Origin of the sequence: Actinomadura sp. NAK00032 (assembly GCF_013364275.1) — a bacterium.
GTDB lineage: Bacteria > Actinomycetota > Actinomycetes > Streptosporangiales > Streptosporangiaceae > Spirillospora.
On sequence record NZ_CP054932.1, the window covers coordinates 7171789 to 7186001 of the forward strand.

At 71.0% G+C, this 14213-nt stretch carries 17 protein-coding genes; 10 read left to right on the forward strand and 7 right to left on the reverse strand.

The window, feature by feature from the left end; translation table 11 throughout:
- Positions 1-11: 11 nt before the first annotated feature.
- Positions 12-653, forward strand: a complete 642-nt coding sequence (locus tag HUT06_RS32740; protein ID WP_176199225.1) for a DUF1579 family protein — start codon at positions 12-14, stop codon at positions 651-653.
- A gap of 36 nt (positions 654-689) precedes the next feature.
- Positions 690-1133, forward strand: coding sequence for a nuclear transport factor 2 family protein (locus HUT06_RS32745; RefSeq protein ID WP_176199226.1), 444 nt, complete (start codon positions 690-692; stop codon positions 1131-1133).
- 174 nt (positions 1134-1307) lie between these two features.
- On the opposite strand, the gene HUT06_RS32750 is transcribed toward HUT06_RS32745, so the two are convergent.
- Both HUT06_RS32750 and HUT06_RS32755 read right to left on the reverse strand, forming a co-directional pair.
- On the reverse strand, positions 1308-1598 hold the full coding sequence (locus HUT06_RS32750) for a DUF4287 domain-containing protein (protein WP_176199227.1): 291 nt from the start codon (positions 1596-1598) through the stop codon (positions 1308-1310).
- An 84-nt stretch (positions 1599-1682) separates the two neighbouring features.
- A complete protein-coding gene (locus HUT06_RS32755) occupies positions 1683-2228 on the reverse strand; it encodes a dihydrofolate reductase family protein (protein ID WP_176199228.1) in 546 nt (181 codons plus the stop codon).
- A gap of 156 nt (positions 2229-2384) precedes the next feature.
- Here HUT06_RS32755 and HUT06_RS32760 point away from each other — a divergent pair, with 156 nt between their 5' ends.
- The 4 genes from HUT06_RS32760 to HUT06_RS32775 all read left to right on the forward strand — a co-directional run bounded on the left by HUT06_RS32760 (position 2385) and on the right by HUT06_RS32775 (position 6185).
- A complete protein-coding gene (locus HUT06_RS32760; RefSeq protein ID WP_176199229.1) occupies positions 2385-3317 on the forward strand; it encodes a LysR family transcriptional regulator in 933 nt (310 codons plus the stop codon).
- A gap of 199 nt (positions 3318-3516) precedes the next feature.
- Positions 3517-4737, forward strand: a complete 1221-nt coding sequence (locus tag HUT06_RS32765; RefSeq protein ID WP_176199230.1) for an NAD(P)/FAD-dependent oxidoreductase — start codon at positions 3517-3519, stop codon at positions 4735-4737.
- A 21-nt stretch (positions 4738-4758) separates the two neighbouring features.
- A complete protein-coding gene (locus HUT06_RS32770) occupies positions 4759-5700 on the forward strand; it encodes a sigma-70 family RNA polymerase sigma factor (RefSeq protein ID WP_176199231.1) in 942 nt (313 codons plus the stop codon).
- Between the two features lie 98 nt (positions 5701-5798).
- Positions 5799-6185, forward strand: coding sequence for a hypothetical protein (locus HUT06_RS32775; RefSeq protein WP_176199232.1), 387 nt, complete (start codon positions 5799-5801; stop codon positions 6183-6185).
- Between the two features lie 111 nt (positions 6186-6296).
- Here HUT06_RS32775 and HUT06_RS32780 read toward each other — a convergent pair whose 3' ends face one another.
- Both HUT06_RS32780 and HUT06_RS32785 read right to left on the reverse strand, forming a co-directional pair.
- Positions 6297-7196, reverse strand: coding sequence for a dioxygenase (locus HUT06_RS32780; protein ID WP_176199233.1), 900 nt, complete (start codon positions 7194-7196; stop codon positions 6297-6299).
- A gap of 34 nt (positions 7197-7230) precedes the next feature.
- Positions 7231-8436, reverse strand: coding sequence for an FAD-dependent monooxygenase (locus tag HUT06_RS32785; protein WP_176199234.1), 1206 nt, complete (start codon positions 8434-8436; stop codon positions 7231-7233).
- A gap of 75 nt (positions 8437-8511) precedes the next feature.
- Here HUT06_RS32785 and HUT06_RS45350 point away from each other — a divergent pair, with 75 nt between their 5' ends.
- Positions 8512-8640 carry a hypothetical protein gene (locus HUT06_RS45350; RefSeq protein ID WP_302931856.1) on the forward strand — a complete coding sequence of 43 codons (129 nt, stop codon included), beginning with the start codon at positions 8512-8514 and terminating at the stop codon, positions 8638-8640.
- 88 nt (positions 8641-8728) lie between these two features.
- On the opposite strand, the gene HUT06_RS32790 is transcribed toward HUT06_RS45350, so the two are convergent.
- The 3 genes from HUT06_RS32790 to HUT06_RS32800 all read right to left on the reverse strand — a co-directional run bounded on the left by HUT06_RS32790 (position 8729) and on the right by HUT06_RS32800 (position 10863).
- Positions 8729-9139: a hypothetical protein gene (locus HUT06_RS32790; RefSeq protein WP_176199235.1), complete on the reverse strand. Its 411-nt coding sequence runs from the start codon at positions 9137-9139 to the stop codon at positions 8729-8731.
- Positions 9140-9300: 161 nt separating this feature from the next.
- Positions 9301-10281 carry a helix-turn-helix domain-containing protein gene (locus tag HUT06_RS32795; protein WP_176199236.1) on the reverse strand — a complete coding sequence of 327 codons (981 nt, stop codon included), beginning with the start codon at positions 10279-10281 and terminating at the stop codon, positions 9301-9303.
- A gap of 195 nt (positions 10282-10476) precedes the next feature.
- A complete protein-coding gene (locus HUT06_RS32800) occupies positions 10477-10863 on the reverse strand; it encodes a hypothetical protein (protein ID WP_176199237.1) in 387 nt (128 codons plus the stop codon).
- 217 nt (positions 10864-11080) lie between these two features.
- On the opposite strand from HUT06_RS32800, the gene HUT06_RS32805 reads away from it, so the two are divergent.
- From HUT06_RS32805 to HUT06_RS32815, 3 genes are all read left to right on the forward strand, one after another.
- The gene (locus HUT06_RS32805; protein WP_176199238.1) at positions 11081-12190 is read left to right on the forward strand and encodes a serine hydrolase; all 1110 of its coding nucleotides are present in this window, start codon (positions 11081-11083) and stop codon (positions 12188-12190) included.
- An 84-nt stretch (positions 12191-12274) separates the two neighbouring features.
- Positions 12275-12910 carry a trans-aconitate 2-methyltransferase gene (locus HUT06_RS32810; protein ID WP_254715503.1) on the forward strand — a complete coding sequence of 212 codons (636 nt, stop codon included), beginning with the start codon at positions 12275-12277 and terminating at the stop codon, positions 12908-12910.
- Between the two features lie 213 nt (positions 12911-13123).
- Positions 13124-14212, forward strand: a complete 1089-nt coding sequence (locus tag HUT06_RS32815; protein WP_217711560.1) for a zinc metalloprotease — start codon at positions 13124-13126, stop codon at positions 14210-14212.
- Position 14213: the final 1 nt, after the last annotated feature.

Consider the following 14213-nt stretch of genomic DNA (forward strand, 5'->3'; position numbering starts at 1 on the left):
AGGGACCGACCTTGATCAGAAGGCTCGCGCTGCCGGCCGCCGCGGCCGTCGCCGTCCTCGGGCTGACCGGCGCGGCCGGCGCCTCCACCGCGACGGTCGCGCCGAAACCCGCCGCGTCCACGACGGCCGCGCCCTCACCGGGCGGCGACCTGGCGCCCGGCCCGTATCACCGCGCGCTCGACCCGCTGGCCGGCACCTGGAGGGCGGTCAAGACCAACTACGTCCTCGGCGCCGGCGGTGCACCGGTCGTCTCCCGCGACATCGTCGTCAAGGTGAACTGGATCAGGAAGACCGGCGGGCGCTTCCTGCAGGAGAGGACCTCCGGCACCCTCGCCGGTGACCGCTACTTCCGCGTCGGGGTCCTCGGCTTCTCCACCATCGACCGGCGCTACGAGTGGACGACCTTCGACAGCGTCACCCCCACTGCCATGACCTACCGCGGCGCACCCGTCACCGGGTCGCCGTCGGTGCTGTCGATCCCCGGCGAGTTCACCGACCCGGGCATCCTCGGCCCCGAGTACCGGGGCAGGACCATACCGATGCGCACCGTCATCGACCTCCGCGGCAAGCCCACGTTCGATCTCTATTTCACTCCGCCCGGACAGACCGAGCGCCTCATCGACCGCGTCGTCTACACCCGCAAGATCAAGTAGACCGCACACCGTACATCCGAACGACGAAAGGCCCCCATGTCCACCTTGGAGATCATCGAGACGTGCACGCGCATGGCATGGCACGCCGACCAGCGCGAGTGGGACCGGCTCGAGACCGTGTTCGCCGACAAGGTCACGCTCGACTACACCAGCCTGAACGGCGGTGAGCCCGCCGTGCTGACGCCGCGCCAGATCGTCGACGCGTGGTCGGCCACGCTCGGCGGCTTCGACGCCACCCAGCACCTGATCACCAACCACCTCGTCGACATCGACGGCGACCGCGCCGTCTGCACCGCCGCGTTCCAGGCCACCCACCGGCTGGCCACCCCGCACGGCTCCCCGCTGTGGACGCTCGGCGGCAACTACCGCTTCGACCTCGCTCACACCGCCGGCGGATGGCGGATCACCGGCGTCGTCATGACCGCCACCTGGGCCGACGGCAACCAGAACCTTCTCGCCCTCGCCGCCGCCCGCAGCTGAGCCGCGCAAGCCCGCCGATCGACGATCAGCCGCTGCCCGGCGGCGAGCCGTCTCCGGCCGACCGGACACAGGCGTCCGGCCGGCCGGAGTGGACGCCGGGCTGTCGTGGACGCCGGGCTGTGGCCCACGCGGCGCCGCGCGGCGCCGACAGCCCGGCCTGCCCGGTGGTGCCCCTCAGGCGGGGCGGTTGTGCTTCCCGTCGAGCCAGAGCGTGTCGGACTCGTCGCGGTGCGAGCCCGAGGTTCCGACGTGCTTGGCGTCGATCTTCGCGCCCTTCTTGATGACGTGCACCAGGGCCATCGCGTGCCCGCGGCCGAGGTCGTAGTCCTGCTTGAGCCACTCGATGATGGGGGTGGCCTTGACGGCGGGATCGTCGAAGCCGCGCTGCTGGGCCAGTGCGATGAACTCGCGCGGCGTCAGCCCGGTCTTGTCTTCGATGGTGTCGAGGTAGGCCTGGAAGGACATGTGGTTCTCGCTCTCGTGTTCAAGGTCCGGTGTCCGCGGTCCGGCCGGCTGATCGGCGGCACCGCTCGCACCTGGGGGGACGGGTCAGGCCGGTCGGTAGATCAGGTCCATCACGCCGGAGGCGTAGGTGGCAGAGCCGACCAGGGTCAGCGGAGTACGGACGGTGCCCTCGGGGAACAGCCGCTGACCGCTGCCCAGCACGATCGGGTGCACCAGCAGCCGCAGTTCGTCCAGCAGCCCGGCCTCCAGCAGGGCGCGGGTCAGGCTGATGCTGCCGGACAGGTTGACGTTCTTGCCCGGCTGCCGCTTGAGCTCCTTGACCGCGGCGATCACGTCACCGTCGATCACGGCGGCGTTGTTCCAGCCGGCGTCGCGCAGGGTGGTGGAGGCGACCAGCTTGCGGATGCCGTTGATCGCATCGGCCAGCGGACCGGTCTGGTGCGGCCAGACCGACGCGAACGCCTCATAGGTCACCCGCCCCATCAGCAGTGTGTCGGCCTCGGCGTGCATCTGACCGACCGCGGCGCCCATCTGCTCGTCCAGGTACGGGAAGTGCCAGGCCTCCGGCGCCTCCACCACACCGTCCAGCGATGTGAACAGCCCGGCCACGATCTTTCGCTCAGCGTCCATCGATGCCTCCTCACCATCAGGGCACGGTTCCCCGCCGCCGATGTTCCTGCTGGTCATCAGGGGCCGGTGTGATCAACGATGCCGTCCGGTGCGGCCCCCCATCAACGCCTGATCGCGCTACGATCGGTTAGCTGAACTACGCGATCGGGGGCTGCGGTGCTGGAGCGGCACGAACTCGAGGTGCTCCTGACGCTGGCCGAGGAACTGCACTTCGGACGCACCGCCGAGCGGGTGGGCGTCACCTCCAGCCGGGTCAGCCAGACCGTCAGGAAGCTGGAACGGATGATCGGCGCGCCGCTGTTCGAACGCACCAGCCGCCAGGTGCGGCTCACGGCGATCGGCCGCCGGCTGGCCGACGACCTGGCCCCGCTGGCCGCCGGGATGAACGACGCGGTGCAGCGGGCGATCGACGCCGGCCGCGGCATCACCGGTGAACTGCGGGTCGGCTTCCTCAGCGCCATCGCCGGCCAACTGCTGCTCAAGGCGGTCGCGCAGTTCAGCCTGCGGCACCCCGACTGCGAGGTGCACATCCACGAGACACAGGGGCATGACGCGGTCACCCGGCTGCGGGACGGTGACATCGACGTCCTGATCACCGACATCCTCATCGCCGCCCAGCCCGACGTGGTGGCCGGACCGGTCCTGCTCCGCGAGCCGCGGATGCTCGCGGTCGCGACCGGAAATCCCCTGGCGGGAGAACGGGAGGTGTCGGTCGAGGCACTGGCCGCGCACCCCGTGATCGGGGTGCCGGCCGACATGCCCGAGGCGTTCCGGCACGATCGCAACCCGGCCTCCACGCCGTCGGGCGCACCGGTCCCGCGCGGGCCGCGCGCGGCCAGCTTCAGCGAGACCCTCACCCTGGTCGCGGCGGGCCGCGGCGTCTTCCCCGTCGGCGCGAACGTCGCCCGGCTCTACCCCCGCCCCGACATCGCCTATCTCCCCTTCAGCGACGCCCCGCCGATCCGCTGGGGCCCGATGTGGCTGAACACCAACACCACCCAACGCGTCCGCGAGTTCGTCCAGGCCGCCCAAGCCGCCGGACAAACCGGACACGCCGACCGTCGTGACACGAGCCGTCGCGACGCGTGACCCGCTGAGACCACCCACTGACACCACCCGCAGACGGTGCTGTACAGGCCGCTGCTGGGCACCTGTTCCCGCCGGCTGGTCTTTGGCCGGTTACGCCTCGGCCGTCGTGTGACCCATGCCATACACGACCCCTGTCAGTAATCGCGGCGCTGTCCCGCTCAACTCCACGAAGGAGCAGAGCGACCGACAGGAGCAGCACATGAAGCACCGCATCGTCGTCCTGGGCGCCGGGTATGCCGGGGCCTACGTGGCCGGGAACCTGGCCCGCCGGCTGTCCCCGGCGGACGCCGAGATCACCGTGGTCAACGCCGTGCCGGACTTCGTCCAGCGGCAGCGGTTGAACCAGCTCGCGGCCGGCCGGGAGATCGAGGCTCCGCAGCTCACCGACGTCTTCGCGGGCACGGGGATCCGGCTGCGCGTGGCCCGTGTCACCGCCGTCGACCCTGAACGCCGGGTGGTCGCCGTTGCCGACGCCGACGGCGGTGGCGAGGTCGGCTACGACACGCTCGTGTACGCCCTCGGCAGCCATGCCGCCGATCAAGGCGTCCCCGGCGTGGCCGAGCACGCCTTCAACGTCGCCGGACGGCCCTCGGCGCTGCGCCTGCGCGAGCGGCTGGACGTCCTGGACGTGCGAGGCGAAGGCGGAAAAGTGCTGGTCGTCGGCGACGGGCTGACGGGCATCGAGACCGCCACCGAGATCGCCGAATCCCGGCCCGGCCTGTCGGTGGCGCTCCTGGCCCGCGGCGAACTGGGCGCCCGGCTGTCCGCCGGAGCTCGCGGCCACCTGCGCCGGGCCTGCGACCGGCTGGGCATCACCGTCCTGGAGCACACCGGCGTCGAAGCCGTGGAGGCCGCGCGGGTGCGGTGCGCCGACGGCACCGTCCTGGCGTCCGACGCAACGGTGTGGACGGCCGGGTTCGCGGTCAGCCCCATCGCCGCCGGCGCCGGCCTGGAGGTCGCCGGTGACGGTCAGATCATCGTCGACCGCACCATGCGGTCGGTCTCGCACCCGAACGTCTACGCCATCGGCGACAGCGTCCACACCCTCGGCGACAACGGCCTGCGACTGCCGATGAACTGCGGTTCGGCCGGCTACACCGGCCGGCAGGCCATCGAGGCGATCGTGGGACGGCTGACCGGCCGCAAGATCCCGAACGTCAGGCTGGTCTACTGGTACAACGCGATCAGCCTCGGGCGGTGGGACGGGATCCTGCAACTGATCGACGGTGCCGGGCAGGCGAAGCCGAGGTACGTGGGCGGCCGGAAGGCCGTGCGGATCAAGGCGGGCATCCAGCGGGGGGCGCTGTGGGGCACCGCTCACCCGACCTTCGGCCGCCCCAGGCGCAGGCGCCGCCTGGCCGCCGCACCGGAGGCGATCGCCGAGCAGGCGTCCGCGTCCGCTGAGAAGTCGGCCCTTTAGCCGCCGCATAGGTTGGTCCGCGTGGACAGCACCGCCACCGACCGCTTCGAGGCCGGCCGGAACCGGCTGGCCTCGCTGGCCTACCGGCTGCTGGGCTCGGCCGCCGACGCCGAGGACATCGTGCAGGACGCGTGGCTGCACTGGCAGGCGGCCGACCGGCGGCGGATCGAGGTGCCGCAGGCATGGCTGACCAAGGTCGTCACCAACCTGTGCCTCGACCGGCTCCGCTCGGCACACGTCCGCCGCGAACGCACCGCGGGCGCCTGGCTGCCCGAACCGCTCCTCGACGGCGACCCGATGCTCGGCCCGGCCGACTCGTTCGAGCAGCGCGAGGCGGTCTCCCTGGCCGTGCTGACGCTCATGGAGCGCCTGTCGCCCGTCGCGCGGGCCGTCTACGTCCTGCGCGAGGCGTTCTCCTACAGCCACACCGAGATCGCGGAGATCCTCGACATCACCGAGTCCGCGAGCCATCAGCACCTCCACCGGGCCCGGCGCCGCATCACCGCCGCGCACCGCGGCGGCCGCGGCGAAGTCGACGCGGCATCGGCCCGCAAAGTCGTCGAGGAGTTCTTCGCCGCCGCCTCCTCGGGCCGCACCGAACGGCTGGTGGCGCTGCTCACCGACGACGCCACCGCGATCTCCGACGGCGCCGGCCTGACCGGGACGCTGCTGCGATACGACACTCCGCAGCGCATCGCCGCCATCGCACGAGCCGGCTTCAATCCCACACCCGCGAAACGGCGGTTCGCGGGCGGCACGCCCACCGTCCACTACGCGCTCGTCAACGGCGGCTCCGCCATCCTCTTCGTGCTCGGCGGCCAGGTCGTCGGCGTCGTGGCGTTCGACATCACCGGCGGCAGGATCGCAGCCGTGCACGGCATCGCCGCCCCCACCCGCCTCGCGCGCATCACCCGAGCCTGGCGGCAGCACGAACCGGACACACCGCTCATCACCCAATGGTGACCCGTCGCGCGAAAGTACCGCTGCCATGGCCGAGGACGCCCCGGCCATCGGCCGCTGCACCAGCGCCTACCGCGCCACAGCATGGTAGAGAGATGGCTATGCAACGGAACTACGGTGAAAAGTTCGGACGGTGGAGTCTTCGCCTCGATGCCGCTTACTGCGCGGTGGTCGGCACTGCGGTGGCGCTGTTCTCGGGGCAGATCGCTCAGGGGATCGCGTTCTCTCCGCTTCTGATCGCGGCCGCCGGTATCGCCGTAGTGGTGTGGGCCGGAGGCATCGTGTGGATGCTCGCCCGGCTACCGCTGCGGCTCGCGCTTCGGCTGGTGATGGTCGCCAACGTGCTCGCGGCCACGGCCGTGGGATTCGCCTCGGCCGCCGCCGCGACGGTGCTCATCGTCGCGGCGGTCGTGACCGTGGCCGTCGACGTCGCGCTCTTCGCCACGAGTCAGGCGATCGCCCTGCGCAAGCTTCCCGCTCAGAGCTGACGCGTCACGCCCTGCGCCCTGATCGCGCTTCTCGCTACAGGCCCGTCCCGTCACGGAAGGTCTTTCAATCCGCAGACTTCGGTGACGGGAGGGGCGGTCGCGGTCGGGACGTCAGGCGGTGGGGGCCAGGACGATGTCGAAACGCGTCCTCGACCAGGTGCCGTCGATCGCGCGGCCGTCGGGGGTCGGTGCGCCGGCCGGGTGTCCTTCGAACTCCTTGACCAGTGAGCCGCGTACGCCGAAGACGGTGTCGGATTCCAGGAGGGCGTCGCCTCGCACGAAGATGTGGGTGACCAAGGTCCGGTATCCGTCCGCCTTCACCAGGAAGTGCAGGTGGGAGGCGCGCATCGGAGAGCGGCCTACGGCGGCGAGCAGCCCGCCCACCGGGCCGTCGTCCGGGATCGGGTACGGGGTCGGCGTGTTCGCCCAGAACCGGTACTCCCCGTCCGGGCCGGTGAACAGGTGGGCTCGTCCCATGGTGCGGTCGCCGTCGCGCTGCACGTCGTAGAGGCCGTCGGCGTCGGCTTCCCAGACCTCGATCCTGGCGCCGGGGACGGGGGCGCCCTCGGTGTCGCGGACGGTCCCCTCCACCCAGCACGGTTCGCCGGGCGCGCCCCCGGTGATGTCGCCGCCGAGTTCGATCCGGGGTGCGTCGTCGACGAAGAACGGCCCGAGCACGGTCGCCTCGGTGGCGTCGCCGTGGGCCCGGTTGTTCATCGTGATCATCTGCATGGACGCGCCGAGCACGTCGGAGAGCAAGATGAACTCCTGCCGGACGTCGTCGGTGATGTGACCGGCCCGGGTGAGGAACTCGATGCCCTTCCGCCATTCCTCTTCGGTGAGCCGGACGTCGCGGAGAAAGGCGTGCAGATGCCGCACCAGCGCCTGCATCAACTCCTTGAGCCGGGGGTCGGCGCAGTCGTCGAACGAGCGCAGCACCCGTACGAGGAGTTCCTCTTCGCGGCGTGCCTGCTCCGCGGCGGCGTCGGGCGCGGTGTGGTCGTGGGTCATCGGGGCTCGGCTCCTTCGTCATCATGTGTCCGAATCACGTGTCCGACGTCCTCGCCAAGGCGTCGTCGGGGTCGTAGTCGTAGATCCAGGCGTTGGCCACCAGCGGGTCGGCGTCGGCGAAGGAGTCGTCCCGGGCCTGCTGCTCCGGGCCGTCCGGCAGGTGGTTCACGTGGGACCGGGCGTGGCTGACCTCCTGCAGGCGGGTGGTCCGGGGGATCCGCAGCCGCTCGTAGCGGCGCAGAGCGCGGGGCGGGTCGGCGGGGTCGTCGGCCAGGCAGCGGGCGAGGACGGCGGCGTCCTCGATGGCCTGGGCGGCTCCCTGCGCGAAGAAGGGGAACATCGGGTGGGCCGCGTCGCCCAGGAGCGTCACGGCGCCCTCGCTCCAACTCCGCAGGGGCGCGCGGTCGAGGAGGGCCCAGCGCCCGGGGGTTCCGGCGGCGCGGATGAGCGCGGTGAGCCTCGGGTCCCAGCCTTCGAACTCGTGGAGGAACTCCTCCACCGTCGCCGTCGCGGTCCAGGACTCGACGGCATCGTCCCGCGCGGGGGCGAACGCGACGAGGTTCACGGAACGTCCGGCGGAAACGGGGTAATGCACCAGATGGTGGTCGGGCCCGATCCACAGGGTCTGGGCGCTGCGCCGCGCGAAGGCCGGGGCGCGCCCGGACGGGACGAGCGCGCGGAAGGCGCAGATGCCCGAGTAGGTCGCGGGCGCGGACGCGGTGATCGCGCCCCGCACGACCGAGTGGATCCCGTCCGCCCCGATCACGACGTCGGGCTGGACGCTCTCTCCGCCGGCGAAGCGCAGCACCGGACGCCCGTCAGCGCGGACGGTCACCTCGACGCACTGCTCGCCGAGTCTGAGGCCGCCTCCGGGAACGAGCGATCGCAGGACGTCCAGCAGGTCGGCGCGGTGCGCGGTGTAGGTGTGCTCCCCGTACAGCCGCTCGCACGCCGAGGCCAGGTCCTCGGCGGACAGCACGGTGCCGTCCCGCCACCGCCGGAACTCCCAGCCGACGTCGAGCCGGACGGCACGGGCGGCGAAGGCGTCCAGCACACCGAGCCGCCGCAGCAGCCGGGCGGTGTTCGGGGCCACGACCAGGCCCGCCCCCACCTCCCTGAGCTGCGACGCCTGCTCGTAGACGGTGGCCGGGATCCCTTCGCGACGCAGGAACGCGCTGGCCGCCAGCCCCCCGATGCCACCTCCCACGATGGCGACACGCGGGCCGTCCACGCCGATCATCTGCTCACGCTCCCACCCTCCTCGGCGAACCCGGCAACGCGATGATCCCCGCTCGAACCCTCGCACACCGGCGGAGTGCTGTCGGTCGTCCTGCGGAAGGGGTCGGTCAAGCACCAGGCCGCGCTGCCGTCCGTTCCGGCGAGCGGGCTGGGCATCTCGCGGACGCTCGGCCGGCGTCCCGGGACCGCCGTCCGCCACGGCTGAGCCCGGCCATCGCTCGCGCCGCAACGGAGGCGCGCAGCCGCCATCCCGGGCCCCGGCCCGGGATGGCCGGCGTCCACCGCGCTTGCCGTCAGCAGCGGTACTGGTTGACCTCCCACCTTTCGAAGGAGCGGCCGAGGTCGGGGCGCCACGACTGGCCGGCCTGGACGGTGCTGTAGCGCACCCATCTGCCGCTGGAGTCGGTGGTCCTGATCTCGGCGCAGTAGCCGGAGGCGACGTAGTAGCCGTCGGCGTAGGGCCAGCCGAAGCCCGCGGCGCAGTCCGTGCGCTGGCCGACCGGCAGGGTCTTGTCGTAGTAGCCCGCGGCGTAGATCTTTCCGTAGCCCCGCCAGTCGAACATGACGCCGAGGCCGATGTCGCCCTGGTTGCTGATGTAACTGGTACCGGGCGAGCACGCCCTTGCGGTTGAGGGAGATCCGGCGGGTGCGGCGTTCGCGGTGACGCTCAGCGGGAGCGTCGCGGCCACTCCCAGGAGCAGCACCGTCAGTCTTTTCCCGTACTTCATCGTCCTTCTGCCCTCTCGGAACGTGTCGGTTTCTCTGTTCGAGGGTGCGGGACGCAGAAGATCTTGTCCTTACGGCAGAGTGCACACTTGTTTAGCGAGCGTGCACATGCGACGAAGGCGGCGCGGGGCCGCGGGTCTTATGGGGAGTTCGTCACCGCTGTTCGGCGGAATTGGCGGGGTGAGAGGCCGTAGGCGGCGCGGAAGGCCTGGCTGAAATGGGCCGGGCTGGTAAAGCCCCAGCGGGCCGCGATGGCGCCGATCGGGGTGGCGGTGAGGAGCGGGTCGCTCAGGTCGCGCCGGCACTGCTCCAGGCGGCGTTCGCGGATCCAGCCGGCGACGGTGCGCTCTTCGGCCCGGAACAGCTGATGCAGGTAGCTCAACGAGATGTGGTGGGCGGCGGCGATCGCACTCGGGGTCAGGTGCGCATCTCCCAGATTCGTTCGGATGAACGCGTGGATCTGGGCGAGGCGCGCGCTTCGGCGGCTGTCCGGCGGTACGTCGCCGTTGGCGTCCAGGGCGCCGGCCAACGCGGCGGTCAGGACGTCAAGGGTCAGGGTGGATACGCGCAGGGCTTCGGCCGCGCTGAACTGTTCGAGGCGTCGAGCCAGTTCCAGCAGGTACTGCGAGGCCAGCGCACCGATGCCCCGATCGCCTCGGATGCGGACCGCGCTGAGGTCCCGCAGACCGCGCTCGGGTAAGGGCAGCACCGAGCGCGGGAACTGCAGCGAGAGCAGTTGGCCGCCCGCAGGGTCCGTCGAACCGAATCTGGTCAGGTAGGGGCGCGAGCTGTCACGGAGCATCAGGTCGCCGGTGCGCAATTCGGCGTCCCGGTCGGCTTGTTCCGCCGTGGCGTTGCCGCGCACGGCGCAGGTGATGAAGAAGGTCTCCGGGTCTGACTGGCGGATGAGCCTGGACGTGCGCTGGATCGTCAGCGACGTCGCGGTCAGCAAGGTCGCCTGGACGGAGCCGAGCCCGCCGAGTGCGACATGGGCTTGGAAGGTGTCCTGCAGATGCGGCTCGCTGTGCGCGTCGAGCGGCATCCACATCTTCGAGCTCATCTCGCGCCAGAAGGCGAACCGCTCTTTCGCCGGAATGGCGGCGAAACTGACCACGTCCATGACCCACCAAAGCTGTTGGCGCCGCGGGGTTGGACCAGCAGCATCACCCGGAAGGCCGCACCGGTGCAACCGCCGCCGCCGAGCCGCGGCGACGGCATGCGTGAGCAGGCCCCGGACGTGCGAGGACATCGTCCGGGGCCGTCTCGCCCCCGTTCAGATCCGCACCGCTCGGTGGTGGAGCGCGCCGGTTCCGGGTCAGATGGTCACGCAGGGCAGGCCCACCGAGTGCCATTTCCCGGCGTAGCGGGACCAGCCCTCGGCGCACACCTGCCCGCTTCCCCGTCCGGACCACCGACTCGTGTCGTGGCCGGCGGGCCAGTAACCGTTCGGCGAGGACCTGCGTGAAAGGCCCGGCCCCCAGACGTCGAGGTGCCCGTCCTGGACGGCGGTGTGGTCGAACTCCGCCCAGACCTGGTAGCCCGAGCCGGTGTACGCGGTGTAGACGCACACGTTCCAGTTGCAGCCGGACGGCCCGTTCACGTCGGCCGTTCCGGCGGGCGCGGCCTGCGCGGCGCCGGCCGTGGACAGGACGAACGCTGCCACGGCGGACGTGGCGAGCCCCACCATACGGCTGGTCTTCATGGCCTCCCCTTTCTCTTTTTGCTTCCTCCGAAATGATGTGGCCATGGCCGGGATCATTTCTTTCATCTGCGTGCACGGTTCTTTAGCCTCGATCCACCGATGACGCGTCGGGCCGTGGTGTAGCCCGCGACACCAAGAATTGGGGGGCGCGTGTCACTGCGGTCGCGGCGCCGGAGAGGAAAGCCTGGGTCTCAATCGAGACGAAAGTGGTGTTTCCATGCTTCTCCGGCTCAGTGCCGCACTTCTGACCGTGCTCAGCGGCATCGTGGTGCCGTCCCCCGTCGCCGCTGCGGCGCCGACCGGGCGCCTTCAGCAGGAACTGGACGGGATGGTGCGGGACGTCGGTGTTCCGGGCGCCCTGATGACCGTGGCCGGCCGCACGACCGTCACATTGCGCAGCGGGACCGGGGATGTGCGGACCGGCCGTCCCGTCCCGCCGAACGGACTGGTGCGCGTCGGCTCGACCACCAAGGCGTTCGTCGCGACGGTCGCTCTGCAGCTGGTCGGCGAGGGCCGGATACGGCTGGACGCGCCCGTGGAGCGGTACCTGCCGGGCGTCGTGCGCGGGCGAGGCGGCGACGGCCGCGCGATCACCGTCCGGCAGCTGCTCCAGCACACCAGCGGGCTACCGGATCCGGGGACGCTCCTTCCCCAGGGCAGGGAGTGGGCCGACCAGCGGTTCCGGCACCACGACCGGGACGAGCTGATCCGGTACGCGCTGACGCTGGAGCCCGCCTCCGGCCCCTGGTCGTACACCAACACCGGGTACCTGCTGCTCGGGAAGCTGATCGAGCAGGTCACCGGAGCGCCGAGTTGGCGGGACGAGGTCCGGCGCCGGATCGTCCGGCCGCTCGGGCTGCGGCACACCTACTCCCCCGGCCCCCGCGAGTACCGCATCCGGGGCGCCCACCCCCGCGGCTACATCGAGGCGCCCGGCTTCATCGACGTGACCGAGCAGGACACCGGCCACATGGACGCGGCCGGTGACATGGTCTCCACCCCCGCGGAGATCGACCGGTTCTTCGGGGCGCTGCTGCGCGGCCGGCTGCTGCGTCCCGCCGAACTGGCCGAGATGCGCCGCATGGTGCCGGCCGAGGGCGCGGTGGACGAGTACGGGCTCGGACTGGAGACGAACCACCTGTCCTGCGGGGACCTGGTCGGCCACTCGGGACAGATGCACGGCTACTCGATGCTGGCCGGCGTGCTCGTCGACCGCGGCGGCCGTCCCGGCCCCGCCTTCGCCCTGTCCATCACGACGGAGCCGGCGGACATGGACGACTTCCGGCGCGTCATGCGCGTCGCCGAGGCCGCTCTCTGCCCGTCTTAACACGGGGGGATAGGCCACAATATGGCGGTGAGGCGTTTGCTCGATGATGGTGCGCTGGCGGATTCGTCGGTCGTGGCTAACTGCATGATGAATCGCGAGCGGTCCCTCAGCGGTTCCAACGGTTACGGCCGGGAACTCGGGATCGACGTGATGGCCGAGCTGGACGGCCGCGCCAAGGCGTCGACGCCCGTGCGGTGGCTCGACGTGTGCTGCGGGAGCGGGCGGGCGCCGGCCGAGGCGGCCGGGCTCTTGGCCGGACGCAGCCTGGCCGCCCAGGCCGAGATCACCGGGCTGGACCTCGTGGACCACTTCGTGCCGGGCCCCTTCCCTCCGTTTCTGCGGCTGGTCAGCGGCTCGGTGGTCGACTGGGTCCCCGACGCCCGCTTCGACCTGATCACGTGCGTGCACGGGCTGCACTACGTGGGCGACAAGCTCGGCGCCCTGAGCCGCATCGCGTCATGGCTCACCGCCGACGGGCTCTTCGTCGCCAACTTCGACGCCCGCTCGGTGCGTCCTGCGGACGGCGCGTCCACCGGTCTCCGGCTCACCGCCCAGTTGCGCGCCCAGGGGTTCGCCTACGACTCGGCTCGCCGCCGCGTCTCCCGCCGCGGACACGGAGAGGTGCGGTTCCCGTACCGCTACCTCGGAGCCGACGACCACGCCGGCCCCAACTACACCGGCCAACCCGCCGTCGACTCGTTCTACGAACCACTCCCGTGAACGACGGTCAGACGCGGCCCGGGCAGCTCACCGCACGGGACGGGCATTCGAGCGGCATACGCTTTGCCTAACTCACCAAAGAATTGAAACTGCAATAGTTGCCTGATTTTGGATGTTTTTGGGTTTTCGCGATTTAAAACTCGTACGGGGACAGGTAGGTCTAGCGGCAAGGCAGGCCCCACGCGGGCCGGCAGAACGCGAAAGGACTTCGCCATGACCGAGAACTTCCCGGCACCGAGACGCGATCTGTGCGGCGCCATGCATGTGCACCGCCGGCTGCTGAACGAGAGCATGACCTACCGCGCGCAGCGCGCACGGATCGAGAGCCGGGCACTCCAGTACGAGACCGGGCGGCGCAGTTCGGTGCGCCGCGGAGTGGTCACCCTGCCGGTCGTCGTCCACGTCGTCTACAACACGCCGGAGCAGAACCTCGACGACGCGCAGATCCACACGCAGATCGACGTCCTCAACCGCGATTTCCGGGCCGGCAACCCCGACGTGTCACGGGTGCCGGAGGTGTGGCGGACGCTGATCGCCGACACCGAGGTGGAGTTCGCCCTGGCCACCGTGGACCCGCGGGGCGACCCCACCGACGGCATCGTCCGGGTGGGCACCGACCGGACCTCCTTCGACGTCGACGACGGGGTGAAGGCGGCCGCGACCGGCGGCTCCGACCCGTGGCCGACCGACCAGTACCTCAACGTCTGGGTGTGCCGGCTGGGCGGCGGCCTGCTCGGCTACGCGCAGTTCCCCGGCGGCCCGCCGCCGACCGACGGCGTGGTCATCCTGCACACGGCCTTCGGGACGACCGGCACCGCCACCGCCCCGTACGACGGGGGCCGCACCGCCACCCACGAGATCGGCCACTGGCTCGATCTCTTCCACATCTGGGGCGACGACGACGGCGCGTGCAGCAACGACGACCGGGTGGCCGACACGCCGAACCAGGCGGACTGCAACGTCGGCAAGCCGGCCTTCCCGCACGTCACGTGCGACAACGGGCCGAACGGCGACATGTTCATGAACTACATGGACTACGTCGACGACGACAGCATGTTCATGTTCACCCAGGGGCAGCGCGAGCGGATCAACGCCTGCCTGGAGGGCGCTCGGGCATCGTTCCTGGTCGCGCGGCAGGCGGCGCCCGCCGAACAGCCCGCGGCGGCCGTCGCGCCCGCCCAGGCGGAGCCCGGCGACGGCGATGTGGAGCGGCTCCTGCACGACTCCGAGCGGCTGACCAAGGAGGTCCTCGCCGACATCCAGAACATGCTGGGGCTCGTCGGGCACGAGTCCGGCAAGTGAC

What these genes read in the sequence shown, in the direction of transcription:
- HUT06_RS32805 (WP_176199238.1), top strand. Translation starts at nt 11,081, where the DNA reads ATGCTTCTCCGGCTCAGTGCCGCACTTCTGACCGTGCTCAGCGGCATC.
- HUT06_RS32780 (WP_176199233.1), bottom strand. Translation starts at nt 7,196, where the DNA reads ATGACCCACGACCACACCGCGCCCGACGCCGCCGCGGAGCAGGCACGC.
- HUT06_RS32755 (WP_176199228.1), bottom strand. Translation starts at nt 2,228, where the DNA reads ATGGACGCTGAGCGAAAGATCGTGGCCGGGCTGTTCACATCGCTGGAC.
- HUT06_RS32815 (WP_217711560.1), top strand. Translation starts at nt 13,124, where the DNA reads ATGACCGAGAACTTCCCGGCACCGAGACGCGATCTGTGCGGCGCCATG.
- HUT06_RS32775 (WP_176199232.1), top strand. Translation starts at nt 5,799, where the DNA reads ATGCAACGGAACTACGGTGAAAAGTTCGGACGGTGGAGTCTTCGCCTC.
- HUT06_RS32785 (WP_176199234.1), bottom strand. Translation starts at nt 8,436, where the DNA reads ATGATCGGCGTGGACGGCCCGCGTGTCGCCATCGTGGGAGGTGGCATC.
- HUT06_RS32810 (WP_254715503.1), top strand. Translation starts at nt 12,275, where the DNA reads ATGATGAATCGCGAGCGGTCCCTCAGCGGTTCCAACGGTTACGGCCGG.
- HUT06_RS32795 (WP_176199236.1), bottom strand. Translation starts at nt 10,281, where the DNA reads ATGGACGTGGTCAGTTTCGCCGCCATTCCGGCGAAAGAGCGGTTCGCC.
- HUT06_RS32750 (WP_176199227.1), bottom strand. Translation starts at nt 1,598, where the DNA reads ATGTCCTTCCAGGCCTACCTCGACACCATCGAAGACAAGACCGGGCTG.
- HUT06_RS32765 (WP_176199230.1), top strand. Translation starts at nt 3,517, where the DNA reads ATGAAGCACCGCATCGTCGTCCTGGGCGCCGGGTATGCCGGGGCCTAC.
- HUT06_RS32800 (WP_176199237.1), bottom strand. Translation starts at nt 10,863, where the DNA reads ATGAAGACCAGCCGTATGGTGGGGCTCGCCACGTCCGCCGTGGCAGCG.
- HUT06_RS32745 (WP_176199226.1), top strand. Translation starts at nt 690, where the DNA reads ATGTCCACCTTGGAGATCATCGAGACGTGCACGCGCATGGCATGGCAC.